This is a genomic window from Altibacter sp., from assembly GCF_019913785.1.
Lineage (GTDB): Bacteria > Bacteroidota > Bacteroidia > Flavobacteriales > Flavobacteriaceae > Altibacter.
Window position 1 is genome coordinate 1 of the sequence record NZ_JAIOHK010000079.1, and the last position, 25,925, is coordinate 25,925.

Consider the following 25,925-nt stretch of genomic DNA (forward strand, 5'->3'; position numbering starts at 1 on the left):
CCGACTTAAAATTTTCAACCTATCTGGCGGGCTGGTAAGAGATGAAGAAATAACAAAGAACCATGTAACCATCAGTAGTATGGATTATGCTTCAGGGCTGTATTTCTATCAGGTATTTTCAGAAAATAAACTCCTTAAAACAGAGAAGTTCATCATCCAATAAATCCACCTTAATCTTATTGAAATCATGGCCGAAAAATAATATTTGGCACGATGATTGTATTTCACTATTTAGAGATTCGTATTCTCACAAAGACATACGAAAAAGAAAAATTAGTTTTTTGGTTGGTTAGTTAAAATCCGCCGTTCCCCTAAAAAGGTTCGGCGGATTTTTTATTGCTTCAATTTTAATCCTCGCCAAACCTCCTTTAATATCAAGCACTTACATTTTTGGCACGGTCGTTGGTTATTCAGTAACTGTACCGAGCTGACCAAAAATATTTAAGCAAGTACAACCTAAATTTTTACGTTATGAAAAAAACAGCAGCACTTCTAATCGCCTTTCTTATGATAGGGATTACCAGCAAAGCAGAAACTTTAAATTACGATGCCCATGGAAACTATTCCTATGATGGTTCCGCCTATATTTTTGTAGAGAATGGCGTCGAGTTTTCAGTTTTCCCCGATGGTCAGTTCGACTTTGTATACCTTGGTCACGATCGCCACGGAAATGTGAATGTAAACATCAACGCCGGAAATATAAATATTAATTACAATGCCGGTTACGATTACGACACCTACATACAATACGATGATTACGGAGCCGTAATCCAAATTGAGGATGTTCCCGTGTATTACGATGAATTCGGACGTATTGTCCAAGCCGGAAACACAGAAATACGTTATAACGATCGACGTATCGTACGCGTGGGTGGTCTTCGGGTATATTACAATCACTATGGCTATTTCTCACATTGTTCAGGCTATATAAACCTATGGACACCACGATATATTTACCGCCCTTGGCATGTGTATTACGCACGTCCTTACTATTCGCATTGTATAGTGTACGACACCCCTTATAGAAGATATTATAACCCACATCGTTATAGCTATCATCACCACAGACAGTATTATAATAACAGACATCGCGTAGCTTATAACAACGGAAGAAGAAACTTTTACAGACCCGGAAGTCGCGTTCATTACAAGAACGGTCGTGTTGCCAAGAACAGCAATTATAACCCAAACCGAAGCAATTCGTATGCAACGGCAAATCCAAGACGTGACAATTCAATTTCAAGAAATAATACGAACGCCATTAATACGAAACGAGACAATACTATTTCTAGAAATAACACAAAAGTAAAGCGGAACAACACAATTTCAAGAAATAGATCTGTCGACAATTCGATGACGAAAAAAAGAAGTAATCGTATTTCAGGAACTTCCGGAAATGCATCGAACACGCGGAACAATGTGAAACAACAAGGTAACAATGTTTCAACAAAGTCGACAAGAAATACAAACACGCGTGTAAATACAAAAAAGTCGAAAGCAACAAGCATCTCGTCAAGAGGTGGAAATGGATCGAATAACAATTCGATCAAACGCTCTCAACAAACGCGCAAGAATACGGTAATAAAGAATAGCTCGCGCAAACAAACAACGAAACGAAGTTCCGTTTCCAAGCCCGCTTCAAAAACAAATAGAGGAAGTTCAAATTCCCGTAGAGGCGGTCAATAAGAGTTTTTTGGTTGGTTAGAAACCTCCGTCAGGCATCATGCCGGGCGGGGGTTTCGCTTTTTATGACAATTCGTGAAGTACCGCTGCCAGTTTTTTTGTGAGTTCTCGTCGGCTGTACTGATTTATTTCTGAAGGCCCCAAATAAAGTGCATCGGCCTTGAACAAGGCGTAATATTCCAGTATTTGTGAAGCAAGTGCTTCCTCATTATGGTAGCCAAAAAAGTGCCCAGACTTCGTTTCTGAAATAATCCCGGCCATATCACTGCCCTGTGGCCCGAACGCAATAATAGGACGTCTGGCCACCAAATATTCGAACAATTTCCCGGGAATGATGGCGCGGGTTTCCGGTTTGTTCATTTCAACCAGCAAAAGCAATTGCGCGTTGTGCTGCAGTTGAATTGCTTCGGAATGGGATACATACCCAATCACTTCCAAATTTTCCCGCAACTGAAAGCTATCAATACTTGCTAAAACATCCTCACTTACCGCTCCCGCAAACTTAAGTTGAAGATCCTTTTTAAATGTATCGTTTTCCGAAGCTATTTCGGATAAAACTTTCCATAGAACCTTAGGGTTTCGTTCGCTTAATAAGGACCCAATATGCGCTATCGAGAATCTTTTGTCAAAATTTGGGACAATGTCATTCGCCGTATCGCCATAGCCGTTCGTGATCACCGCTATTGGGGCGTCGGTGATTATTTCAAATTCCTTTTTTGTCGTCGGACTCGTCACCACTACCCTGTCGGCATTTTGCAGCACCTGCGCCTCCAGTTTTTTGTGTTTTCGTTCAGAAGCAACCGTGAGCCTTAGGGAATTATGATAATGAATCGTGGTCCAAGGATCTCTAAAATCGGCTACCCAAGGTATTTTTACGATTTCTTTCAACTTTAATCCAATAAGGTGCAGGCTGTGTGGTGGCCCGGTGGTAATCACCACATCCACGGGATGTACTTTCAAATAGTCTTGTAAAAAACGAACCGAGGGCTGTACCCAGCCTATGCGTGCATCGGGGATAAAATAATTTCCTCGTATATACAACAAGACCTTTTCGAGTAAGGATGGTTTTTTTTTTGTAATAATCCCACTACTTATTTGCTGTGTTTTCTTTTTTGAAAAAAGAGCCGCCAATCGATATGGTTCCTTGATAGGGTGTTTAATAAGTTCAATCCCTTCGGGCACTACCGATATAAAAGTAGTATCAACCAACGGGTAATGCGGGTTTTCAGGAATATACACTACGGGTTCAATATCGAATTCCCCCAAATACTTTACAAAATTCAACCAGCGCTGTACCCCCGGCCCCCCGGCAGGTGGCCAATAATACGTTATAATAAGCGCCCGTTTCTTCAAGATTATGGAGTGGTTTCAGTATTCCGTTTTCGATAGGTATAAAAGAGTGTCCCTAGTATAATTAACAGCAACAAGGCACTACTCGCCAAGCTAATAGTACTTCCTGTTTGAATCACCTTGGGTTCAAATTTAAATTCAACCTTGTGGTTTCCGGGGGGAATGGGCAAGGCTCGTAAGACATAATTCGCTCTTATATAGTCAACAGGTTTGTTGTTGATATAGACATTCCAACCTTTGGGATAGTAGACTTCAGAAAAAAGTGCCAGCTGAGCCGATTGGGTCGAAGTTTCGTATACCAAATAATTAGGGGCATGCTCCACAAGATCAATGGTGGCCGTGGAATCCCTTTCTATCTTTTCAAGCGGAATTTTTGAAAGAAATTCCTTATTGATGACAGCGGTTTCCTTGGTGTTCAAACTATCCAATAAGCGTATTTCTTCATCGGCATTTTCTGCCAACATTACATTTTCAACAAACCATGCCGGGCCATTGGCATACGGATTTCGTTGCGCCACGGCACCTCCGTTTTTTGCTTGGGTAATGATATAGCGCACATTCATCATGTTTAGAATGCCAATATCCCCTTTGCTCAAATAATAATCCTGAATATCCTGCATTCTACCCGGTTTCGCCGCATGATATCCGCCTAGGGCATTGTGGTAATAACTTGCCCGCCCACTGTTAAAGGCATTGTTCATAGCGTCGTAGACTCTGAAATATCCATCATCTTCCAAGATCTGCATATCGGCCCCGTTCTTCTGAAAGGGTTCATCCACCATACGGGCACTCACAAAGTTTTCATCGTTTACATAGCGTTTATCTACCCCCACCAGATCTATCACCAGTAGAAATCCTAAAATGGTCATGGTTGCGACTTGCTTAAGTTTTGCCTTCAGATACAACCAAAGGGCTGCAGCGGCCAACAATACAAAGACCAATGTTCGCAATGTGTCTGAAGTCATTAAAGAAGCTCTATCTGCTCGCATAGCCTCTACAAATGGTAGTCCCATATCTTCGATGAAATATTTGTCGTACGGACTGGCAAAGTCGAATAACGCCGACTTAAACAATAAAAAGATCAATGCGAGTCCTCCGGCAATTCCTGTTGCATACAACAAAGCTTTCTTTTTTTCCTCTTTTCGTTCAAAATCGTTAAAGAATTGATGCAATCCAACTACGGCTATAATGGGTAGCACCAATTCGATGAGTACTTGGATGGAAGAAACCGCCCTGAATTTATTGTAAAGTGGCACATAATCGATAAAAAACTCGGTAAGAAAATTAAAGTTCTTTCCCCACGACAAGAATAGACTCAGGATAAACGCAGCGGTCACCCACCATTTCAGCCGTCCCTTTACCAAGAACAGCGCCAATAAGGCTAAAAAGATCACTACTGCACCTATATAGGCCGGAGCAGCCACTATGGGTTGGTCACCCCAGTAGACCGGTACCTGATTCAATATCTGATTGGCTTCCTCTTGTGAGGCTCCCATACGCAATAAGGCTTCTACTGTTTCTGAATCCTTCGGAAGTTCATCACCGGAGCCTCCTCCCATAAAGCGGGGAATAAACAAGTTGAAGCTTTCCTTTATTCCATAGCTGTATTCGGTGATATAACCGTAATCCAGCCCGGTTGAAGCACTTTTCGGTGTTCCGTCGGGATTGAGGGTCAATGTTGTTTTCCCTCTGGTGGAGGTGTCTGCATATTCCTTGGTGGCTAAAATATTGGTGGCGTTTAGGCCAACCGCGATCACAGCTCCTACCCCCATGATGGCAACGGCTTTAAAGAAATGGGGTAGCATTTTCTTTTTATAAGCATCCACCAAGTAGGCAATACCAATAATAATCACCAACATGAGCAGATAATAGGTCATTTGGAAATGATTCGCTACCAATTCCAATGCCAGGGCAACCGTGGTAAGCACAAATCCATAAAGGTATTTTCCGCGAAAAGTGAGTATGATACCACTTAGTACAAATGGCATATAGGCGATGGCATGTGCCTTTGCATTGTGCCCTACTCCTAGAATAATTATGAGATAGGTTGAAAACCCGAAGGCTATGGCACCTAAAAAAGCCAATTTATAATCTACTTTCAAGACGAGAAATAGCAGGTACATTCCTATAAAATACAGAAACAGATAATCGGCAGGACGGGGTAAAAAACGCAGGCTAAGGTCTAATTTCTTTATATAATTATGCGGGTATTTGGCGCCTAATTGATAGGTGGGCATTCCTCCGAAAGCCGCGTTGGTCCAATAAGTTTCTTCTCCGGTGGCTTCCCTAAAGTCGTTCTGCTGTTTCGCCATGCCCGTGTATTGGACAATATCACTCTGAAATATCTTTTTACCTTGAAGTACAGGACTAAAATAGGCTAACGAGGCAATTACAAATAATAATAATACAACCAGATGTGGAAGGTACTCCTTTAAAAGACGCTGCATAGAATGTGTTTGAAATATGAAGCTTGAAAATTAGTCAATTTCTTCGTAATCCACATACTCTCCAACGGTGGACTTACTTTTAGTAGGCGTAGGCGGCATTTTATCAACTGAGGTTTCACCTTCGGGTTGGGGTTTTGAAGTCTGATACGGATTTGCACCAAAAGCCTTCTCAAATCGCTGTCCGGCCTTCTTTGCGAGATACCGCATAAAATAAGGCATAAGCAGTTTTATGAAAAACTTTAACCCATAGTATACCAGAAGGATAATTAATATCGTTTTTAAGAAAGTCATCATAATGCAAAAATCTTTGTCAAAAGTAAGGATTGATGCAGAAAAAGACGAAAATCATCTATTAAATAAATGATAAAATCTTATATCTTTGAACTAAACCGAATAGGCTATGCATATCCGAAACTTTCTACTTTTTTTTCTATTAATTCCACTCCTCACAGTTTCGGCACAATACACCGAAGAACTTAATTCCAATAGACCCGGGGCTTCTCAAGGGGCTTTTTCAGTAGGTAAGAAAGTGCTGCAATTTGAGACCGGTTTGAGCTTCGGAAAGGAAAAACACAGTCTGTTGGATACCGAAACCAGTGCCTTTGCATGGGATTACAGCGCGCGCTATGGGTTTTGGAGAGAAGAACTTGAAGTAAGTATTATTGGCGAATTTCAGTCGAATAACTATTCCTATTTGCAATTCGACCCGGTAGAAGAACGACGGGTGAGCACGTTCAGAAGCAATACCATTGGAGCTAAATACCTAATTTACGACCCCTATCGTAAAATGGAGCTGGAAGGTCCTAACCTATACAGTTGGAAGGCAAATTTCAAAATGCAGTGGAGGGATCTCATTCCGGCGATTTCGGTCTATGCAGGTGCCAATATTGATTTTACTGAAAATGCCATAGATAAACTTACCAATCCGTATTCCGCGTCAGTTGATGGTACTTCTATAAGTCCTAAGTTTGTCTTGGCCACTCAAAATAACTGGGTGGGCGGATTTGTATTTGTCACCAATATCATCGTAGATAGAATCACCACGGACGAACCTATGTATTCGTATGTCTTAACACTTACCCATACGCCTACCGACTGGTTTTCAGTTTTTGTGGAAAATCAAGGCATTAAGAGTGACTTCTATGCAGATCAACTGTTGCGTGGTGGTGCAGCGGTACTAGTCACAGAAGATTTTCAGGTGGACGCCTCGCTCATGGTCAATTTTAAAGATACACCTTCTCGCTTTTATGTAAGAGTGGGTGCTTCCTATCGTTTCGATATGCACGATACCGATGAGTATATCGAAGAAAAAGGAAAAGCAGGACGTAAAAACAAAAAGGAAAAGAAAGGCAAAAAGAAACGTGAAAAGAAACGAAAAGATGGCGTGGAAGGCGACGATGGCGGTGATGGTAATGGCGATGGCGGACTATATAGTAATTAGTGTATGATTAAAATACTACAAGTAACCAACAAAAAAGAATTAAAACAGTTTGTAACCTTCCCGTTTCAACTGTACAAAAACTCCAAATACTGGGTGCCTCCTTTGATCAACGACGAGTTGCAAACGCTGGACATCGCAAAAAACCCGGTCTTTAAAAATGCCGAAGCATCCTATTTTTTGGCCTATAAGGATGGTAAAATAGCCGGTCGGATTGCGGTAATCATCAATCATTTGGAAGTTGAAGAAATTGGTAAAAAGAAGGTGCGATTTGGATGGCTCGATATGATCGATGATATCGAAGTAACAAAGGCGCTACTTGAAGAAGTGTATACCATTGGAAGAGCAAATAATTTGGAATACGCCGAAGGCCCCGTAGGTTTTTCAAATATGGAAAAGGCCGGAATTCTCACCAAAGGCTTCGACGAACTCAACACCATGATCACCTGGTATCACCACCCCTACTATGCCAAGCATATGGAGCAATTAGGCTTCGAAAAACAGGCAACCTGGGTAGAATATTCACTTTCAATTCCGGATACCATCTACGAAAAGGTTCAGAAATTTTCTAAGATTGTTCGGGAACGATACCAACTAACTGTGATTCGGTTTAAGCATAAAAAAGAGATCCTGCCCTATGTGGATACCATGTTCGAGCTATTGAACAAAACCTACAATACATTGCAGACCTTTGTTCCTGTTCAGCAATACCAAATTGACTATTACAAGGAAAAATATTTCAGCTTTATTCACCCCGATTATATTACCTGTATTAAAGACAAAGAGGGAAAACTAATTGCCTTTTCGGTGGTCATGCCTTCTTTTTCTGAAGCCTTAAAAAAGGCAAACGGAAAGCTGATGCCTCTGGGATGGTACCATATTTTACAGGCACAGAAGAAAAACAACAAAGCAGCCTTCTATCTTATAGGAATTGACCCCGAATATCAAGGAAAGGGCGTAACCGCTATTATCTTTGAAGAAATGCAACAACTCTTCAATGCAAAGGGAATTCGCACGGTCGAAACAAATCCCGAATTGATCGAAAACACAGCCGTACAGCTGCTTTGGAAAGATTACAATCCGGTGCAGCACAAGGAACGAAGCACCTTTCGGATTGATTTATAAGCACCACTAGGCAATAAATAGCTTGGATACCGGTTTAATGGGTATACCCTAACCTACATTCTTCAATGAAAAACTTCGTAAAATTTTCTATCTGCCTATTCGCCTTTGTATCGATAGCATTTACACCTCAGCCGGAAACTTCAAATAAGGAAACGGTTGTCGTCATTGACGTTTCCCATGGAGGAGATGATTTTGGTGTGCAGCTAGGCACCTATTCCGAAAAGGAATTGGTGCTACACATCGCCAATCAAATTGACCTACTAAACACCAATACAAACCTGAAAATTCATTTTACACGCAGTTCCGACTTTAACGCCACATTAAAGCAACGCGTGGAATTTATAAACGACTTGCAGCCGGATTTGGTGCTGTCACTTCATATAAATGAAAACAAAGATGAGAACGCTTCGGGTGCCGAATTGTATATTTCGGAAGCCTCCAAGGCCTTTGTTCAAGCTGAAGCCATTGCCAAATCGTTGCAATTACAATTAAAAACAACTCCTATTAACAAGGTACACATCAAAAAAGCGAATTATTTTATTCTGAAAAATTCCGAAGCACCCACCGTACTATTGCAATTAGGCTATCTCACCAACGATACCGACCGTAAACTACTCGTGGATCCTTCGGTACAAGATCATATTTCCAAATCCATCCTAGGGTTTTTATCGGAATTGTAACCCATAAAAAAATCCGCCAGTGGCGGATTTAGATTTTATATCAGTTTTGAGAAAGCACTACTCCCCCATGGCTGCTGCAACCGCTGCCGAAAGGCGTTTATAGGTGCCGTTCTCCAAACGCTCGCGGATGGCCGAAAATGCTTCCAGTGTATCTTCTATATCTTGCATGGTATGTGTTGCCGTAGGAATCATACGCAATAGGATCAAGCCTTTTGGGATTACCGGATATACCACAATAGAACAGAAGATGCCGTGATTCTCGCGTAGATCCTTAACAAGGGCCATGGCTTCCGGAATACTTCCTTTTAAATAGACCGGAGTCACACAACTCTGGGTGGTTCCAATATCAAAACCTCGCTTCTTCAATCCATTCTGAAGTGCATTTACGTTATCCCACAGTTTTTCCTTTAATTCGGGCATGGTACGAAGCATATCTAATCGCTTCAAAGCCCCCTCAACCAATTGCATTTGCAAAGATTTGGCAAACATTTGCGAACGCAGATTGTACTTCAAATAATTAATGATCTCTTCATCTCCGGCTATGAATGCACCGGTACTGGCCATGGACTTGGCAAAGGTGGCAAAGTAGACATCAATATCGTCTTGTACGCCTTGCTCTTCACCGGCTCCTGCCCCTGTTTTTCCCAAGGTTCCGAAGCCATGGGCATCGTCGACAAACAATCTAAAATTAAATTTTTTCTTTAGGGCAACAATTTCTTTCAATTTACCCTGCTCTCCACGCATCCCAAAAACACCTTCAGAAATTAAAAGAATCCCTCCACCTGTTTTTTCTGCTACTTTTTCTGCACGTCTTAAATTCTTCTCGATACTTTCCATATCGTTGTGCTTATAGGTAAAACGCTGTCCGAGGTGCAAACGAACCCCATCGATAATACAGGCATGTGCATCCACATCGTATACTATCACATCGTCCTTAGAAACCAAGGCGTCTATGGTAGAAACCATTCCTTGGTAGCCAAAATTGAGGAGATAGGCAGCCTCTTTTTTAACAAAGGCAGCCAATTCGCGCTGCAATTGCTCGTGAAGATCGGTATGGCCACTCATCATTCGAGCACCCATAGGATAGGCCGAACCGTATTTTGCACCAGCTTCTGCATCGGCCTTACGTACTTCAGGGTGGTTGGCAAGTCCTAAATAATCATTTATGCTCCAGGTAATAACCTCTTTACCTCTGAATTTCATTCGGTTAGAAATAGGGCCTTCCAATTTTGGAAACACGAAATACCCTTCGGCTTGTTCTGCCCATTTTCCCAATGGACCTTTATCCTTGTAAATTTTATCGAATAAATCTCTCATAAAAACAGCTGGTTTCTTTGTAGGGGCAAAAATACTTAAATTTAATATTATAACATATTTATTTTTATTGAGACTCTAGAAATAAAAAAACCGCTGCAAGATGCAGCGGTTGTTATAATATATTTGGTTTCAAGTACTATTTAATGTATTCTATGGAAACGGAATGTTCGGTTTCGGTATCGAAAAAGCCTTGCTGACTCATCCACTTATCGCTAAAGATCTTGCTCATATAGCGCGACCCGTGATCGGGGAAGATAACGACTATATTACTTTCTTCGGTAAATTCGCCTTCTTCTTCCAGTTGCTTTAAGCCTTGCATGGCTGCCCCACTGGTATAGCCAACAAATAGGCCTTCGGTTTTTGCCAACTCGCGTGCGGTGTGAGCACTGCTTTCGTCGGTTACCTTTATAAATTTATCGATGATATTGAAATCGGTTGCTGTGGGAATTAAATTCTTCCCTAAACCTTCTATTCGGTATGGGTAGATCTCATCGGCATCGAACTCTCTCGTTTCGTGATATTTTTGTAATACCGATCCGAATGCGTCAATTCCAATGACCCGGATATCGGGGTTTTGTTCTTTTAAAAATCGGGCAGTCCCCGAAATAGTTCCTCCGGTTCCACTACAGGCTACTAAATGCGTGATCTTTCCATTGGTCTGATTCCAGATCTCCGGTCCGGTAGTATTGTAGTGTGCATCCATATTCAGCTCGTTAAAATACTGATTGATATACACAGAGCCTTTAATTTCACTGTGAAGACGTTTTGCCACCTCGTAATATGAACGTGGGTCATCTGCACTCACATGTGCCGGACAAACGTATACCTTAGCGCCCATGGTCTTCAACATGTCTATCTTGTCGTTAGAAGACTTGGAACTCACAGCTAAAACACATTCATACCCTTTAATAATACTCACCATCGCAATACTGAAGCCTGTGTTCCCACTAGTTGTTTCAATAATTGTATCACCGGGTTTTAGGATGCCTTTTCGTTCGGCTTCCTCGATGATATATAATGCGATGCGGTCTTTGGTAGAGTGCCCGGGGTTAAACGCTTCCACTTTAGCGAAATAATTACCTTCCATTTTTGAAGTAATGTTGCCGAGCTTTATTAATGGTGTGTTACCTATGAGCTCTAACACATTATTATGGGCTTGAATTCCTTCTTTCATATAAGGGAGTTTTTTATAAAACTTAAGCGATCGATCCTAAATTTAAAAACCGTACAAATGTACATTAAAAATTTTAATTACTCCTTTATGCTTTCCAAATCTAATAGAAAAGCATAATCCATGGCAACCTCCTTTAAAGCCTCAAATCGGCCGGAAGCACCCCCATGGCCAGCGTCCATATTTGTATGAAAAAATATTTTATTGTCGCCTTTCTTGAATTCGCGCAATTTAGCGACCCATTTTGCCGGTTCCCAGTATTGTACCTGCGAATCGTGATAACCTGTTGTAACAAAAATATTTGGGTATTCTAATGCAGCTACATTATCGTAGGGCGAATACGATTTTATATAATGATAATATTCGGCTAAATTGGGGTTGCCCCATTCGTCATATTCTCCGGTTGTCAATGGAATACTATCATCCAACATGGTGGTTAAAACATCGACAAAAGGCACCGAGGCGATTACCCCGTTGTATATTTCGGGAGCCATATTCAGCACAGCACCCATCAACAATCCACCTGCCGAACCCCCTGAGGCATACAAATGGTCCTTTGAAGTGTATTTTTCGGCAATCAAATATTTGGAAGCCGCAATAAAATCGGTAAAGGTATTTTTCTTGTTCAACAGCTTTCCATCCTCATACCATTGTCTACCCAAATATTCACTGCCGCGAATATGAGCGATGGCAAAAACAAATCCCCTATCCAACAAACTAAGTCGTGAAGACGAAAAATACGGATCGATGGTCGCTCCATACGAACCGTACCCATAGATAAGCAAGGGGTTTTTACCGTCCTTCTTCATCCCTTTTCGATAGACTAAAGAGATGGGTATTTTGGTACCGTCCTCGGCAGTTGCCCAAACCCGTTCGGATGCATAGTTGTTTTTGTCGAATTTATCGCCCAACACCTCAACCTCTTTCATCACGGTCTTTTCCTGGGTTTCCATATTAAAATCGATCACAGAGGCCGGCGTGGTCAACGAATTATAACCATATCGCAGTACCTTATTGTCAAACTCGGGATTCTGCGTGGTATAGGCCGTATAGGTCTCATTGTCAAAGGGTAAATAGTAGTCGGCCGTTTCATCCCAACGCTTGATCCGTATTTTATTCAAACCGTTGCTTCGCTCACTAACGACCAAATATTCCTTAAAAATATCGATGTCTTCCATGAGTACATCGTTCCTATGCGGTATGACATCTACCCAATTTTCCTGTGATGTTTTCTTTTCTGAAGTCTTCATCAGTTTAAAATTGGTGGCATCGTCCTTATTGGTGAGGATGTAAAAATCGGTTCCAAAATGTGAAATCCCGTATTCCAATCCTCGCTCTCGGGCCTGAAACACCTTAAATGTGCCCATAGGCGCATTGGCATCGAGTATGTGATATTCGGAAGTCAGCGTACTGGAACAGCCTATGACCAGGTATTTATCCGACTTGGTTTTATACACATAGGTATTAAAGGTTTCGTCTTCTTCGGTGAAGATCAATACATCCTTCGCCGGATCGCTGCCTCGTGTATGTCGAAATATTTCGTTAGACCGAAGTGTTTGCTCATCTTTACGCGTGTAGAACAATGTTCTATTGTCGTTGGCCCAGGTAGAACTTCCGGTAGTTAATTCGATAGTTTGTGGCAGGATCTCGCCTGTTTCCAGATTTTTAATATGAAGTGTATATTTTCTTCGGCTCAAGGTATCTACTCCAAAGGCAGCCCATTTGTTGTCCAAACTCACATTGATACCGCGCAGGTTGTAGTAGGAATAGTCTTTGGCCATTTCATTTACATTGAACAGCACCTCTTCTGCCGCCTCTAGAGAACCCTTTTTACGAGTATATATGGGGTAATCCTTTCCGGTTTCGAATTTGGTAATATAGTAGTATCCATTGTAGAAATAGGGAACCGACGCATCATCTTCCTTGATTCGGCTCTTCATTTCTTCAAAAAGATCTTCTTTCAGCTGCTTGGTATGCGCTGTCATCTTTTCGTAATAGTCGTTTTCACGCTCCAGATAATCAATTACTTCCGGTTCATCTTTTTGGTTGAGCCAATAGTAGTTATCGATACGCACATCGTCGTGGATGGTGAGTTGTTTCGGAATTTTATCTGCTTTTGGAGGAGTAAGGCTCATGGTTTTTTCTGAAGTTTCATTCGTATTACAGGCAGCGGCAAAAATAAGAGAAGCAACGGAAATAACCAGTAAATTTTTCATAAACGAAAGCTTGAATTGTTCCTCTGCAAAGTAGTAAATTTGCCGCATATATAAAACAGAAAATTATGTTTGGAGATATTATGGGGATGATGGGAAAACTGAAGGAGACCCGTGAAAAGGTGGAAGCCACCAAAAAAAGATTGGACACCGTACTTATTGACGAACAAAGTTCGGACGGACTTTTAAAAATAACCCTTACGGCCAACCGAACGATCAAGAATATGGAAATAGACGAGGCACTTCTAAAAGACAAAGAACAACTGGAGGACTACCTAATTCTTACCCTGAACAAGGCGATAGAAAAGGCAACAAATGTACAGGAAGCCGAAATAAGTGCCGTGGCCAAAGAAGGGATGCCTAATATTCCGGGAATGGATTTGTTTTCATAAAAGGCCCTGTCAAAACTAGCATGAAGAAAATCTGTACTTTTTGATAAATCAATCGGTTATAAAATTTACAGACCAAATTATTTTTCCGATATTGTCACTCAAACTTAAGGTCTAACTTTTAAACTTAAAAAAATGTTTGAATTAAAGAAAAGTGGTGACAAATTTCACTTTGTATTGAAAGCGGCTAATGGTCAAGTAATCCTTACCAGCCAAATGTATGCGTCTAAGGCTTCTGCTATGAACGGAATTGAATCTGTTAAGAAAAATTGTGGCGATGAGAAGTGTTTTGAAATTAAAACTGCCAAAAACGGTAAGATTCATTTCAATATCAAATCGACCAACGGTCAAATTATTGGGAGTAGCCAAATGTACGCGGGGGAATCCGGTGCTAAGAATGGTATCGCTTCCGTGGCAAAGAATGCGCCCGGAGCAGGAGTAAAAGAAGTATAATTATAAGCTCCTTAAAAACTAAAAGCGCCTCCCCTGGGAGGCGCTTTTAGTTAGTAGGCTGCCAATACGTTCATCGCCCTTTGATGCATCTCTTGGGTATAGTCCAAATGCGTTACCATACGCAATTTTCCCTGTCCCATACTGCTTATTTTTATACTGAGTTGCTGTAAATCGGCCATGAATTTTTCTTCTGAAATCCGATCGGAAAGGTAAAAGATCACAATATTGGTTTCGGTGGGTTCTACCCTATCTACATAGGTTTGTGCGGCGAGCACTGCTGCCAATTCTTTCGCCTTTTTATGATCTTCAGCTAGGCGTTCCACATGATGGTCTAGAGCATACAATCCTGCAGCTGCCATATAGCCAATCTGCCGCATACCGCCTCCTAAAACCTTCCGCACCCGAATAGCATTCTTCATGATATCCTTCTTTCCCACAAGCACCGTTCCAAGTGGCGTTCCCAGACCCTTACTAAAACAAATAGAGATGGTATCGAATAGCTGTCCATATTGTTTGGGATCCTCATTTTTTGCGACGAGTGCATTCATCAATCGTGCGCCGTCCAAATGAATCCCCAGTCCATGTTCATCACAAACCGCTTTGATCTTCTTTAGTTCGGTCATATCATAGCAGGCTCCCCCACCCTTGTTAGTTGTGTTCTCGATACAGACGAGGGACGTTAACGGACTGTGATAAAAGTCGGGAGGATTGATGGAATCCACCACCTGTGCTGCGGTAATCATCCCGCGATGACCATCCACTAACTTACAAGATACCCCACTGTTAAAAGAAACACCGCCTCCTTCGTAATTGTAGACGTGCGCCCATTTATCGCAAATCAATTGCTCACCGGGTTGGGTGTGTAATTTGATCGCTGCTTGATTGGCCATAGTTCCGGTAGGAAAAAATAAGGCGGCCTCCATCCCAAACAGCTCCGTACAACGCTTTTCTAAGGTATTAACGGTAGGATCCTCCTTGTACACATCGTCTCCGGTTTGTGCTTCCATGATCGCCTGCATCATTCCCGGGGTAGGTTTGGTTACCGTATCACTGCGTAGGTCTATAATCATTTGTAACTTAGTTTTGTCTTCTGAATTTAGGCTCCATCGCTTCTATGGTTTTATCCAATAGCGCATCTAGGGCTACAATTTCTAATGCGTTGTTGTAATCAGCATTCATATTAGAACTATCCGAATCATTTGAAAGGTCAAACAGATTATAGGTTTGCCCAAACCAATCCCCGGCGGTCTTAAACTGAAACCCTCGCGAACAGGGGTAGGTTTCGGTATTAAGTTTGGGTACCCCTGAAATGGATTTGGCCTGATAGTTTTTTACCAATCCGCTTTTTAGTGCTTCCTTATTGTTTTGGAAGAAATCCAGCAAGGAGGCATCTTGCAATTCTAATGAATAGTACCTGCCGCAGTTGTCAAATTTTTTGATCATGGGTTTTCCTTCGTCCATCCAAAACAAATAGACCTGAAAATAGGTTTCCTTTGAACTACACAGACTACCATCTTCCAGCGTAAATATTTCGATGGCCCCTTTACAGTAGCGCTTATTGGAAAACCAGGTGTCGATTTCACGCTCTGCTAACTTTTTTGTAAATTCTGAAACCAGATCTTCCACATAGGCTTCATCGTGTTGGGCTATTAGTACCGAGCAAAACATTAGGGTAAGCCCCATCAATAGATATTTCATAGGTATTAATTTTATGGTTCAACAATTTCACACTGAAAACTTCCAATAGGGCTTCCATCCGGAATACTAGGTGGTGTGATTACTTTAAACTCTTCGGGATCTTCCCTAAACTGTGCTATATCACGAAGCAATTGCTTGCTAAATGCATCCTTGTTTTTTGCCAAAGAACCTGCCAACGCATCAATTGTTTCATTTACAAGGCCCTTCGTCTGTGCTATGGTTTTGGTACTCACCGCCAAATTCATTAAGTATTGTAAGGTTTCGTATTGAACGGTACGCTGCACCTCTGCCTCATAGTCTGAACCTCTCCTCTCCATATAGGTTGTTTGAATTAATTGTTCCAAGACATCATCGAGGCCTATATTTTTTGAATCCAAAGCTTTCTGCTGTACCAACCTGTTGGCGCGCTCCGGGTTTAAAAGTAAACCCAAGGTCATATCGCTTGCGGTAGCGGCTGCTCCTAGTGCATCGAAGGCTACGCCCATTTTGCTTTTGAAGGATTCTCGGGATCGATAATAGCTATACGCGCGTGGCGGAAATAACTTTAGTTTGTCTTCGGGAATCGCAAGTGTCTTCATCTCCAGTGTTTTTAACACCGCCTGAAGGGCTTCGGTTTGGGTTTGCTTCGGAAGCGTTTGTACTATTATATCATCGGCTCCCTTTACTGCGTAATTATAGTCCATCCCTCCAATTAATTTTACCGCTGCTTCGGTTTGATAGCGATGAAAAAAATACAGGGGAACAAATACATCTTCCAAAACCGAAAAAGGTTCTCCTTTGCGAATATTGTCTTCGGAAAAATTTCTGATCGCTACTTCCCGAAGCCGTAGCATCGCCTCCAATTCTTCCGAAGCATTTTCTCCATTATCCCACAAATGTGCTTTTGGATGTGCCCCATCCTGTGCCCTGGCATCACTATCGGATATAAAGCGATAGCCTTTTGAAAACCCAGCCTCCAAAATCGAGTTCAATGCGTCTTTCTCCTTTACGTCCTTAGGAATATCACTATAACTATAGGCAACGGTTACCTTGTCCCATTCCCCTATCCCGGTAGCATAGGCATTGCTGAAATCTACTTCGCCATTTTGTAAAGAAAGTGTAGGGTGCGGATAGTCCATCACGCTCACCCTTCCCGTGGTACTGGCCGCAAAATTATGGGCAAAGCCTAAGGTATGTCCCACTTCGTGTGCAGCCAGTTGCCGAATCCGAGCCAAGGCCATGGCTAACATTTGTTGATGGTTATCATCCCGTTCGGCAAAGGGTTTGTTCATCAAGGCTTGCGCTATCATAAAATCCTGACGAATACGCAAACTCCCCAAACTCACATGTCCCTTAATAATCTCACCCGTTCTTGGGTCGTTGATGGTAGACCCATAACTCCATCCTCTGGTGGAGCGGTGCACCCATTGTATCACGTTATATCTCACATCCATGGGGTCTGCATCTGCCGGGAGTAATTTAACCTGAAAGGCGTCCTTATATCCTATGGCCTCAAAGGCCTGATTCCACCAACCGGCTCCTTCCATCAAGGCCGAACGAATAGGTTCGGGAGTTCCGGGGTCCAGATAATAAATTATAGGCTCTTTGGCTTCGCTGACCGCCGCATTGGGATCCTTCTTTTCTAAATGATGGCGAGTGATAAACCGTTTGGTAATGGGCTCCCATATTGGGCTGCTGTAATCCATATAGATCATGGGATACGAACCACAGTTTGGATCAAAGGCCCTTGGCGCATAATTTGAATTTTCTAAAGCCACAAAACTGTGGTGTTGTATGACCGAAACCGAATTGGGATTGGGCACCACTTCCCGTAATTTCTTTCCGGTAGGCTCTCCAACAAAGGTAAGCATGGCTTCAAACTCTACATTCTTTGGGAAGGCCTTGGTGCGTTCCATCCAAAGTGCATTCCGATCCTTATCCAGTTTATAAGTTCCTTCTTTATTGGCTTTTAGGTTTTGGGCCACACCATGCGCATCCAGCAGTAAAAAGGGAGTAAGATCAATCACATAGGATTCACCCTTGGTCTCCTTGATCTCGAATCCGAAGAGCACCGAGCGCCCAAAGGCCTCCTTGATCGATTTTTTTTCGAGTAGATTTTGGGTGTTAGCACGGTATTGCATATTGGATTGTATAAGCAGTAGCTTATTTCCGGTTTTCACGAATTGCACTACTTCACCACCGCCTAACTGTCCTCGATCCAGACCTATATCGTTGGAACCTAATCCGGTACGGAGTGAATGCACATATAAAAACTCGGTGTCGAGTTTGTCAACTTCAAGGTAAATGTTTCCTTCAGCTTCGGAATAGTGAAAATCGAAAAATCCTTCAAACTTGGTGAGTTCTTTTTTCGTTTCTAAAAACTGACCAAAGACGGCCATACTTCCGAAGCAAAATGCCAACAGGCATAATACATATTTCATAACGTATTTTTTATAACAGCAATTCTCCCCTAATTGCTCCCTCTCGGGACACAAATTGAATTACCTTTCAATTAGTTAGGGCTAAAACTATAAAATTCGTTTAAAATAGTTTCGGTTTGTGAGGGTTAATTCTATTTTTGTTGAAAATTCTTACCCAATATGATTACATACGATCAGCTTAAAGATCTTAGAGATCGCCAGGATGCGTTAAGGAGGTATCTTTGACGTTGCCGGCAAACAAATAGAGATTACCAACGACGAAGAAAAGACCTTCGACCCTAATTTTTGGAACAACCCGCAGGAAGCTGAAGCTTTTATGAAGGTACTTCGGAATAAAAAGAAGTGGGTAACCGATTATGAAACAGCGGTATCCCTCACCGACGATGCCGAAGTGCTGTTCGAATTCTTTAAGGAAGGAGAAGGTACGGCCGAGCAGGTAGAAAAACGTTTTAAGGAAGCCCTTGAAGCCACCGAAGCCCTTGAGTTTCGGAATATGCTGAGTGAAGAGGGCGACGATTTAAGTGCCGTCCTCCAAATTACGGCCGGTGCCGGGGGTACCGAAAGTTGTGATTGGGCGAGTATGCTTATGCGTATGTACTTGATGTGGGCCGAAAAGAACGGTTTTAAGGTCAAAGAACTCAACTATCAGGCCGGCGATGTGGCCGGTGTAAAGACCGTCACTTTAGAAATTGATGGAGACTACGCCTTTGGCTGGCTGAAGAGTGAGAACGGTGTGCATCGTTTGGTACGTATCTCCCCATTCGATAGCAATGCCAAGCGGCATACCAGTTTTGCAAGTGTGTATGTATATCCCTTGGCCGATGACAGTATTGAGATCGATATTAATCCTTCGGATATTTCCTGGGATTTTGCACGCTCCAGCGGCGCCGGGGGGCAGAATGTGAATAAGGTGGAGACCAAGGCCATCCTAACCCACCATCCCAGTGGGATCGTGATTCACAATAGTGAAACCCGTTCGCAATTGGAAAACCGCGAAAAGGCCATGCAGATGTTAAAGTCGCAGTTGTACGAAATTGAATTGCGGAAACAACAAGCCCAGCGTGCTGAAATTGAAAACAGCAAGATGGCGATCGAATGGGGGTCGCAGATACGCAATTATGTGCTACACCCTTACAAATTGGTGAAAGATGTACGTACCGGCTACGAGGCGGGGAATACCGAGGCCATGTTGGATGGGTATATAGACGAATTCCTAAAAGCCTATTTGATGATGACGGGGCAGAAGGAGCAGCGGGATGAGTTATAGGATGATGTGAGAAGTTGGGAGAAAGCGCCAAGAACCAAGAGCCAAAACGAGATGCTTCGCTTCGCGTTGTTTCGCTCTGAGTGACCAAAAAGTAAGCGGTGCGATCTGCAATATGATTATGACTCTTAGGTACGCCATTATATCTTATAGTGCAGTTACCGTAGGGTTATGGTTAGGTTAACCTAGCGTTATAGTGGGAGTATACACGGGTGAAACACGGGTGAAACACGGGTGAAACACGGGTGAACCTCTTTTTAATAGTGAATGGTGAGAAGTGAACAGTGAATAGAAGATACCTATTAATTAACTGAAATCATCTTCATAAATTGCATTAGATCGCGGCAAAATTAACATGCTATCGTTTTAGTTAACAACTACATTGCCACTCCTCTTCACCAATAGGTATATGCCAAGTACATCCTAGATCTTCACAACTCTCTTGCGCATCTTCTTCATCACAACTTGTAAAAAAAACAGGAATAAACAATAATAAGATAAATAAACATTTAGTTTTCATATAAGATAAGTTTTAGTTATTCATAAAATATTTTATCAAAAATAACGTCTTTTATTGTACTCAAATATAAGTATTAACCTTATAAGCGCCTAATAATTAGCTTGTTGTTATTAGCAAAACAACAATTGTCCATATAAATTATAAATAGATTATCATCATTTGGAGAAATAGCTTTAGGTTCACTTTTATAAAAAAGAACTGAACTAACTAGATGATTTAAGTCGAAAATACTGTGTTGGAATTATAGGCATGTGGTTATGGATGCCGAATCAGAAGGAACTGAATAAATTAGCTGACTAATTACTTCACACAATATCGCATAACAGTTCATGGCTAGAATTTTCGATTTAGAATATTTTCAAAACTTAAAAAACAATATCTTTATCTGATAAACACAAGTTTGCGGCGCCAACCTGCCTTCGCTCCGCTTCAGCAGGTAGGTACGTTGGGACGCATACTAAAAAAGACTACGGCCACATTGACAATGTCGAGTAAAGAAAGACCTATCGCAACACGCATTTACTTTACAGCCGGACTAACACGACCTAACCGATCGTATAGCCTGACCAGGACTCAGGTGACTGAGAGGAAAAATAACCAGTTATACTATTTTACACTTTAAATAAAACATGGACACAGAGAAAAAGAAAATTCTTGTTGTTGAAGATGAACCTGATGTTTTGCAGTTTATCAGGCAAGGATTAGAAGAAAGCGGCTTTGAGGTTGAATTTGCATATGATGGCGAATGTGGAAAGAAATTGGCTCTTTCAAAAAAATATGATGTTATTATTCTTGACATCATTATTCCACAATTAAATGGTCTCGAATTATGTAAAAAAATCAGGAAACAAAATAATGCTGCAAAGATATTACTACTTACTGCACTTGGCACACTCGATGACAAGCTGGAAGGATTTGAAGCTGGGGCTGACGATTATCTGGTTAAACCCTTCGATTTTCGTGAATTGCTGGCTAGAGTCAACGTACTGACTAAAAGAACAACTCCAGAAACGGACAATTTGCAAAAAGAAAATTATATAATAAAAGTGGCAGATTTAGCATTGAACATTAATAATAAAAGAGTAAAAAGAGGTGGAAAAGAAATCGCATTAACCGCTAAAGAATTTGCCTTACTCGAACTTCTTGTTTTAAATAAAAACAAGGTAGTGAGCAAAGTGGAGATTGCCGAAAAAATATGGGACATCAATTTTGACAGGGGGACAAATGTTATTGAAGTGTATATTAATTTTCTCAGAAAAAAAATTGACAAAGGTTTCTCTGTGAAACTATTGCATACGCTAGTTGGCATGGGGTACATATTAAAAGGTGAATAAGCATGAAAATTAGAACCCGGTTTACTTTACTTTTTGCTTTAATCGTAGGAATAATGCTATGCTTTTTTTCATTTGCTATTTATTATCTGTCAGAAGATTATCGGCAGGAGGATTTTCACTCCCGCTTACAAAACAGAGTCATAGAAAAGTTTGAGTTTTTAATAAATAATAATGGAATAACAGAAGATCTTTTGGTAAATCATATTAACGAAAACAATTTACATTCGCTTACAAATGAACATATTACCATTTATGACGAGAACAATAAATTAATATATAACGATAGTGATGCTTCTGTGCCTAAACCTGAATTAATTAATTCTATTTCTAAACAAAAAATTTACTCATGGTCGGAAAAAAATGTGGAAGGTATTGGATTTAAACATTTATATCAAGGGAAGACATACACACTTTTTGCTTCGGCTACAGACAAACACGGCACGAGTTATATTAATAACCTAAAAAAAATACTTACTATAAGGTTGATTATCATCATGCTAATCATTTTTGTGAGTGGTTGGATCTTTGCCGGATACTTTATAAAACCAATCATCAATATCGTAAAACAAGCCGATAATATTACGTCTCCAAATCTAAGTTATCGGTTAAAAACGAAACATGTAAAGGATGAAATCGGAAAATTGACCACCACTTTTAATAAGATGCTTGATCGATTGGAAACTGCATTTACTATACAAAAACGATTTGTTTCAAATGCTTCTCACGAATTGCGTAACCCGCTAACAGCCATTGGCGGGCAAATTGATGTTACTTTAATGAAGGATAGGAAAAATGAAGAATACCGTGCAACATTAGAATCGGTTTCTGTGCATATCAGAAATTTAACAACGCTTACCAATAATTTATTGGAATTGGCAAATAATGATGTAGATACATTATATCAGGATTTTGAAGAAATACGGATTGATGAAATATTGTGGAATATACGTGATGAAATAATGAAACAAAAACCGGATTGCAACATTAAAATCAGTTTTGAAGAAATAACCGATAATGAAAAATTCCTCACCTGCAAAGGCAAAGCAAAATTACTCGAAATCGCTTTTACCAATATTATAGATAATGCCTGCAAATTTTCTAATAGCAAAACAGTAAAAATAAATGTTGGTTTAGAGAAAGAAGATATACTCTTATTATTTACTGATCAGGGAATCGGCATACCCGAATCCTATCTAAATCATGTTTTTGAACCATTTTACCGGGGCAGCAATACACACGGTATTTCAGGCAAGGGAATAGGCTTATCATTGACACAGAGGATTATTAAACTCCATTCGGGCAAAATATTTATCCATTCTATATTGAATAAAGGAACTACTGTAAAAATTATTCTGCCGAATTTAAGCTGATTTTAAGTTCGCTTACCGTTTTTAAGCTCATTTTAATTTTTACACAACAAAAGGCCATTAATCCCATTGAAAATTTAATTCTTTTTAATTTCATTCTAAGCTTATTTTAATTCTCTCAGTTGATATTTGCTTTAGAAATAAAGCACTTGATGTCGGCAATTTATTTAGATAATTTAAAAAAGGGTGTTGCCAATCTATTTCCCGGGTATTTTGCCCTAACAATGGCAACAGGAATAGTTTCTATTGCGGTATTCTTATTAAAAATTCCAATAGTACCTAAAGCGCTGCTTTATTTCAATGCTATCGCTTATTGTATTTTATGGCTATTTCTGCTGTGCAGAGTAATATTCTATTTCCAAAATTTTCTCAAAGACATTTCCAACCATTCCAAAAGCTCAGGCTTTCTTACTATTGTAGCAGGAACAAATGTGCTCGGAAGTCAATTTGTTCTTATTCAAGAAAACTATATGATCGCTACCGTCCTGTTTTATTTGGGGTTGACACTTTGGGTTATTCTTATTTACTTTTTTTCTATTATGATTACGGTCAAGCGGAACAAACCTTCACTTGATGTTGGCATAAATGGTATATGGCTTCTTATGGTGGTTTCAACACAATCCGTATCTATACTGGGAGCCCAGTTGGTCAATCACCTTCCCTTCCCCCCGGGAATAATCCTCTTTACTTCGCTCGTGCTGTTCTTTATTGGATGTATGCTGTACATTATTATTATTACTTTAATATTTTATCGTCTCACATTCTTTGAGCTTAGGGCAGAAGAATTTGCACCACCTTACTGGATAAACATGGGTGCAGTAGCAATCACTACCCTTGCCGGATCTGTTCTTGTTTTATATGCAGGTGAATCGGAATTTCTTAATTCGCTGCGTCCTTTTTTGATGGGGTTTACGCTTCTGTTTTGGGGCTTCGGTACATGGTGGATACCTATAATTATTATTCTCGGTGCTTGGCGACATTTCTACCTACTTTTTCCGATCGTTTATCATCCTCAATACTGGGGTATGGTATTCCCTTTGGGTATGTACACCGTCTGCACCTATCGGTTGGCACAGGCAACAGACCTTCAGTTCTTATTCAATATTCCTTCGGTATTTGTTTACCTCGCACTGTTTGCTTGGACTTTAACCACGGGCGGATTAATATATACGATTATTAACAACACAATTTCAGCAAAAAATAAACCTATTAACAATCAAATACTATGAACTCAAAAGCAATTACCACAGAAGTCCGACTTTCTCTGAATGAGTTGGTGAGTAAATTGAAAGATATAACGGTTGAAGATTTCGACATGGTTCGTCAATCCCCCCATGCCGTTTATTATGGAGAAATTACTTCTCATTTTTTTAAGGTGAAGCATGTGCGTTATAGCCCTTTAAGTGAGTCCTCAAACATTGATGGCGAAATCATTGAAAGTTTGAACGACCGCACAATCATCAAGCTGAATATGGATATTAAAGAGCCTTATGTTCTAATTCGTAAAATGTACTATAGCACATTAATACCGATAGGTCTTATTGTTATGCTTCTCAGCGTATTAGTCATGTGGGGTACTGAGTTTCAATGGCAAAGTCTGCTGCTCTCAAGTTCATTTATAATAGTTGCTTTTCTGGCGGTTCTATTGTATAGAACAACGCTCGTGAGCATGAAAAAAAAGGAACTTAAAGACTTCATTTCAAGAATTGATGGGAAGATTATTTCCGATACAAACGGTTAAAATTTAAACATTAATCAACTGTGAAGCAAAAATTTTGCCAAGCATAAATATCATGACGATAAAAACATTAGAAGTAGAAGTAGTCAGAACGCAGTCCGACATACCTAATTAAAAATTACTAAATAAATTCCACCAGATTACGGCTGAGGAATTTGATATCGCCAAAAAGAGTATAGATTATGGATGTTGACGGAATGAAAACCTTCAACGCCTATGTTGACCTTACTCTGCTCTTTTGTTTTTCTGATTTCTACTTAAATTTAATTGATTTATAAATAATCAAACATAAAAGCAGCTGTAATTCAGCGTGGCCAAATTATAAGTTTGGAATATATTGCTACTTTTAAACTTATTAATTAATCAAAATAATATAGGCAATATAGCTATCCGACGCACTTCCGACTCTCACGCTGCATACCTTCGGCAGGTAAATTGGAAAACTCACTATCATATCATTCACAAGAAACCCAAAATATAGTCGTTATACATAACACACCCTTCAGAAACACTTTAAATGACTACTAACAAGACCTACTACAAAATTGCTTTTGGGCTTGCTGTTTTTACAATCGCCTACAATGTGGTGGAAGGACTTATTGCTACCTATCTCGGCTTTGAAGATGAAAGTTTGGCACTTTTCGGCTTTGGTTCAGACAGTTTTATTGAAGTGATATCGGGCTTTGGGATAGCACATATGATCCTTAGGATTCAAAACAACCCAGACAGCAACCGAGACGAATTTGAGCGTACCGCATTGCGAATTACCGGAGTTGCCTTCTATATTTTGGTCGTTAGTCTTGTTGTTTCAAGCCTTTATAATTTGTGGACGGGGCACAGACCGCTGACTACATTTTGGGGAGTCGTTATTTCAATGATCTCAATTCTTATAATGTGGTTATTGGTGGTATGGAAAAGAAAGGTCGGCACCCGATTACACTCTGCTCCCATCTTAGCCGATGCCAATTGCACTTTGGTCTGCGTATATATGTCCGTCATTCTATTGATTAGCAGTGGGGTTTACGAATTATTTGGAATAGGATACATTGATAGTTTGGGAACACTCGGACTTGCCTATTTTGCATTTAAAGAGGGACGGGAGTGCTTTGAAAAAGTTAAAAACGGCAGCGCCGCATGCTGTGATTGATTCTTTAGTAGACCTCTCCCCATTTGCCCAACTGCCCGCGCCATACCGTAAAATTTATTATTTTTAGAAACAAAATCAGTATACTATGACCGACACCAGCCACCACGACGAACGTATCGCCAAAATGACCTTTGCTTCGGTTTACCCGCATTATGTAACTAAAGTCGAAAA

22 protein-coding genes are annotated in these 25,925 nt (G+C 40.6%); 13 read left to right on the forward strand and 9 right to left on the reverse strand.

What is annotated here, in order from left to right; genetic code table 11:
* Nucleotides 1–10 precede the first annotated feature (10 nt).
* The gene (locus K8F54_RS13970; RefSeq protein ID WP_363299892.1) at nt 11–163 is read left to right on the forward strand and encodes a T9SS type A sorting domain-containing protein; all 153 of its coding nucleotides are present in this window, start codon (nt 11–13) and stop codon (nt 161–163) included.
* Nucleotides 164–471: 308 nt separating this feature from the next.
* Nucleotides 472–1,686, forward strand: a complete 1,215-nt coding sequence (locus K8F54_RS13520) for a hypothetical protein (RefSeq protein ID WP_290791804.1) — start codon at nt 472–474, stop codon at nt 1,684–1,686.
* A gap of 60 nt (nt 1,687–1,746) precedes the next feature.
* On the opposite strand, the gene K8F54_RS13525 is transcribed toward K8F54_RS13520, so the two are convergent.
* The 3 genes from K8F54_RS13525 to K8F54_RS13535 are packed head-to-tail and all read right to left on the reverse strand — an operon-like array spanning nt 1,747 to nt 5,774.
* A complete protein-coding gene (locus K8F54_RS13525) occupies nt 1,747–3,036 on the reverse strand; it encodes a glycosyltransferase family 4 protein (RefSeq protein ID WP_290791805.1) in 1,290 nt (429 codons plus the stop codon).
* Nucleotides 3,037–3,038: 2 nt separating this feature from the next.
* Nucleotides 3,039–5,480 carry a YfhO family protein gene (locus K8F54_RS13530; protein WP_290791806.1) on the reverse strand — a complete coding sequence of 814 codons (2,442 nt, stop codon included), beginning with the start codon at nt 5,478–5,480 and terminating at the stop codon, nt 3,039–3,041.
* Between the two features lie 30 nt (nt 5,481–5,510).
* Nucleotides 5,511–5,774, reverse strand: coding sequence for a DUF4834 family protein (locus tag K8F54_RS13535; RefSeq protein ID WP_363299885.1), 264 nt, complete (start codon nt 5,772–5,774; stop codon nt 5,511–5,513).
* Between the two features lie 106 nt (nt 5,775–5,880).
* Here K8F54_RS13535 and K8F54_RS13540 point away from each other — a divergent pair, with 106 nt between their 5' ends.
* The 3 genes from K8F54_RS13540 (at nt 5,881) to K8F54_RS13550 (ending at nt 8,723) form a co-directional block, all read left to right on the forward strand.
* The gene (locus K8F54_RS13540) at nt 5,881–6,921 is read left to right on the forward strand and encodes a transporter (RefSeq protein WP_290791807.1); all 1,041 of its coding nucleotides are present in this window, start codon (nt 5,881–5,883) and stop codon (nt 6,919–6,921) included.
* Between the two features lie 3 nt (nt 6,922–6,924).
* Nucleotides 6,925–8,043 carry a GNAT family N-acetyltransferase gene (locus K8F54_RS13545; protein ID WP_290791808.1) on the forward strand — a complete coding sequence of 373 codons (1,119 nt, stop codon included), beginning with the start codon at nt 6,925–6,927 and terminating at the stop codon, nt 8,041–8,043.
* 65 nt (nt 8,044–8,108) lie between these two features.
* Nucleotides 8,109–8,723 (forward strand): N-acetylmuramoyl-L-alanine amidase, encoded by a 615-nt coding sequence (locus tag K8F54_RS13550; protein ID WP_290791809.1) that lies wholly within the window; start codon nt 8,109–8,111, stop codon nt 8,721–8,723.
* 57 nt (nt 8,724–8,780) lie between these two features.
* On the opposite strand, the gene K8F54_RS13555 is transcribed toward K8F54_RS13550, so the two are convergent.
* From K8F54_RS13555 to K8F54_RS13565, 3 genes are all read right to left on the reverse strand, one after another.
* Complete coding sequence (locus K8F54_RS13555) at nt 8,781–10,040, reverse strand: aminotransferase class I/II-fold pyridoxal phosphate-dependent enzyme (protein WP_290791810.1); 1,260 nt, start codon at nt 10,038–10,040, stop codon at nt 8,781–8,783.
* 136 nt (nt 10,041–10,176) lie between these two features.
* Complete coding sequence (locus K8F54_RS13560; protein WP_290791811.1) at nt 10,177–11,214, reverse strand: cysteine synthase family protein; 1,038 nt, start codon at nt 11,212–11,214, stop codon at nt 10,177–10,179.
* Nucleotides 11,215–11,291: 77 nt separating this feature from the next.
* A complete protein-coding gene (locus K8F54_RS13565) occupies nt 11,292–13,427 on the reverse strand; it encodes a S9 family peptidase (RefSeq protein ID WP_290791812.1) in 2,136 nt (711 codons plus the stop codon).
* 65 nt (nt 13,428–13,492) lie between these two features.
* Here K8F54_RS13565 and K8F54_RS13570 point away from each other — a divergent pair, with 65 nt between their 5' ends.
* Together K8F54_RS13570 and K8F54_RS13575 are read left to right on the forward strand one after the other, a co-directional pair.
* Nucleotides 13,493–13,816 (forward strand): YbaB/EbfC family nucleoid-associated protein, encoded by a 324-nt coding sequence (locus K8F54_RS13570; protein ID WP_290791814.1) that lies wholly within the window; start codon nt 13,493–13,495, stop codon nt 13,814–13,816.
* A 132-nt stretch (nt 13,817–13,948) separates the two neighbouring features.
* Nucleotides 13,949–14,266: a YegP family protein gene (locus tag K8F54_RS13575; RefSeq protein WP_290791815.1), complete on the forward strand. Its 318-nt coding sequence runs from the start codon at nt 13,949–13,951 to the stop codon at nt 14,264–14,266.
* A 50-nt stretch (nt 14,267–14,316) separates the two neighbouring features.
* On the opposite strand, the gene K8F54_RS13580 is transcribed toward K8F54_RS13575, so the two are convergent.
* From K8F54_RS13580 to K8F54_RS13590, 3 genes are read right to left on the reverse strand one after another with little or no spacing between them, the layout of a single operon-like run.
* The gene (locus K8F54_RS13580; RefSeq protein WP_290791816.1) at nt 14,317–15,336 is read right to left on the reverse strand and encodes a GntG family PLP-dependent aldolase; all 1,020 of its coding nucleotides are present in this window, start codon (nt 15,334–15,336) and stop codon (nt 14,317–14,319) included.
* Nucleotides 15,337–15,343: 7 nt separating this feature from the next.
* Entirely contained in the window at nt 15,344–15,964 is a 621-nt protein-coding gene (locus tag K8F54_RS13585) for a hypothetical protein (RefSeq protein ID WP_290791817.1), read from the reverse strand.
* Between the two features lie 11 nt (nt 15,965–15,975).
* The gene (locus K8F54_RS13590) at nt 15,976–18,384 is read right to left on the reverse strand and encodes a zinc-dependent metalloprotease (protein ID WP_290791818.1); all 2,409 of its coding nucleotides are present in this window, start codon (nt 18,382–18,384) and stop codon (nt 15,976–15,978) included.
* Between the two features lie 159 nt (nt 18,385–18,543).
* Between K8F54_RS13590 and prfB the strand changes: the two genes are divergently transcribed.
* The 6 genes from prfB (at nt 18,544) to K8F54_RS13620 (ending at nt 25,754) form a co-directional block, all read left to right on the forward strand.
* A protein-coding gene (prfB, locus tag K8F54_RS13595) for a peptide chain release factor 2 (protein WP_290791819.1) occupies nt 18,544–19,651 on the forward strand; the annotation gives its coding sequence in 2 pieces (ribosomal slippage) (nt 18,544–18,606 and nt 18,608–19,651; 1,107 coding nt in all).
* A gap of 1,146 nt (nt 19,652–20,797) precedes the next feature.
* A complete protein-coding gene (locus tag K8F54_RS13600; RefSeq protein WP_290791820.1) occupies nt 20,798–21,502 on the forward strand; it encodes a response regulator transcription factor in 705 nt (234 codons plus the stop codon).
* Nucleotides 21,503–21,504: 2 nt separating this feature from the next.
* Nucleotides 21,505–22,872 carry a HAMP domain-containing sensor histidine kinase gene (locus K8F54_RS13605; protein ID WP_290791822.1) on the forward strand — a complete coding sequence of 456 codons (1,368 nt, stop codon included), beginning with the start codon at nt 21,505–21,507 and terminating at the stop codon, nt 22,870–22,872.
* A 149-nt stretch (nt 22,873–23,021) separates the two neighbouring features.
* Entirely contained in the window at nt 23,022–24,098 is a 1,077-nt protein-coding gene (locus K8F54_RS13610; RefSeq protein WP_290791824.1) for a tellurite resistance/C4-dicarboxylate transporter family protein, read from the forward strand.
* The gene (locus K8F54_RS13615; protein WP_290791826.1) at nt 24,095–24,610 is read left to right on the forward strand and encodes a hypothetical protein; all 516 of its coding nucleotides are present in this window, start codon (nt 24,095–24,097) and stop codon (nt 24,608–24,610) included. Before K8F54_RS13610 ends, K8F54_RS13615 begins: the two co-directional genes overlap by 4 nt.
* A 514-nt stretch (nt 24,611–25,124) precedes the next feature.
* Complete coding sequence (locus tag K8F54_RS13620; RefSeq protein WP_290791828.1) at nt 25,125–25,754, forward strand: cation transporter; 630 nt, start codon at nt 25,125–25,127, stop codon at nt 25,752–25,754.
* Nucleotides 25,755–25,925: the final 171 nt, after the last annotated feature.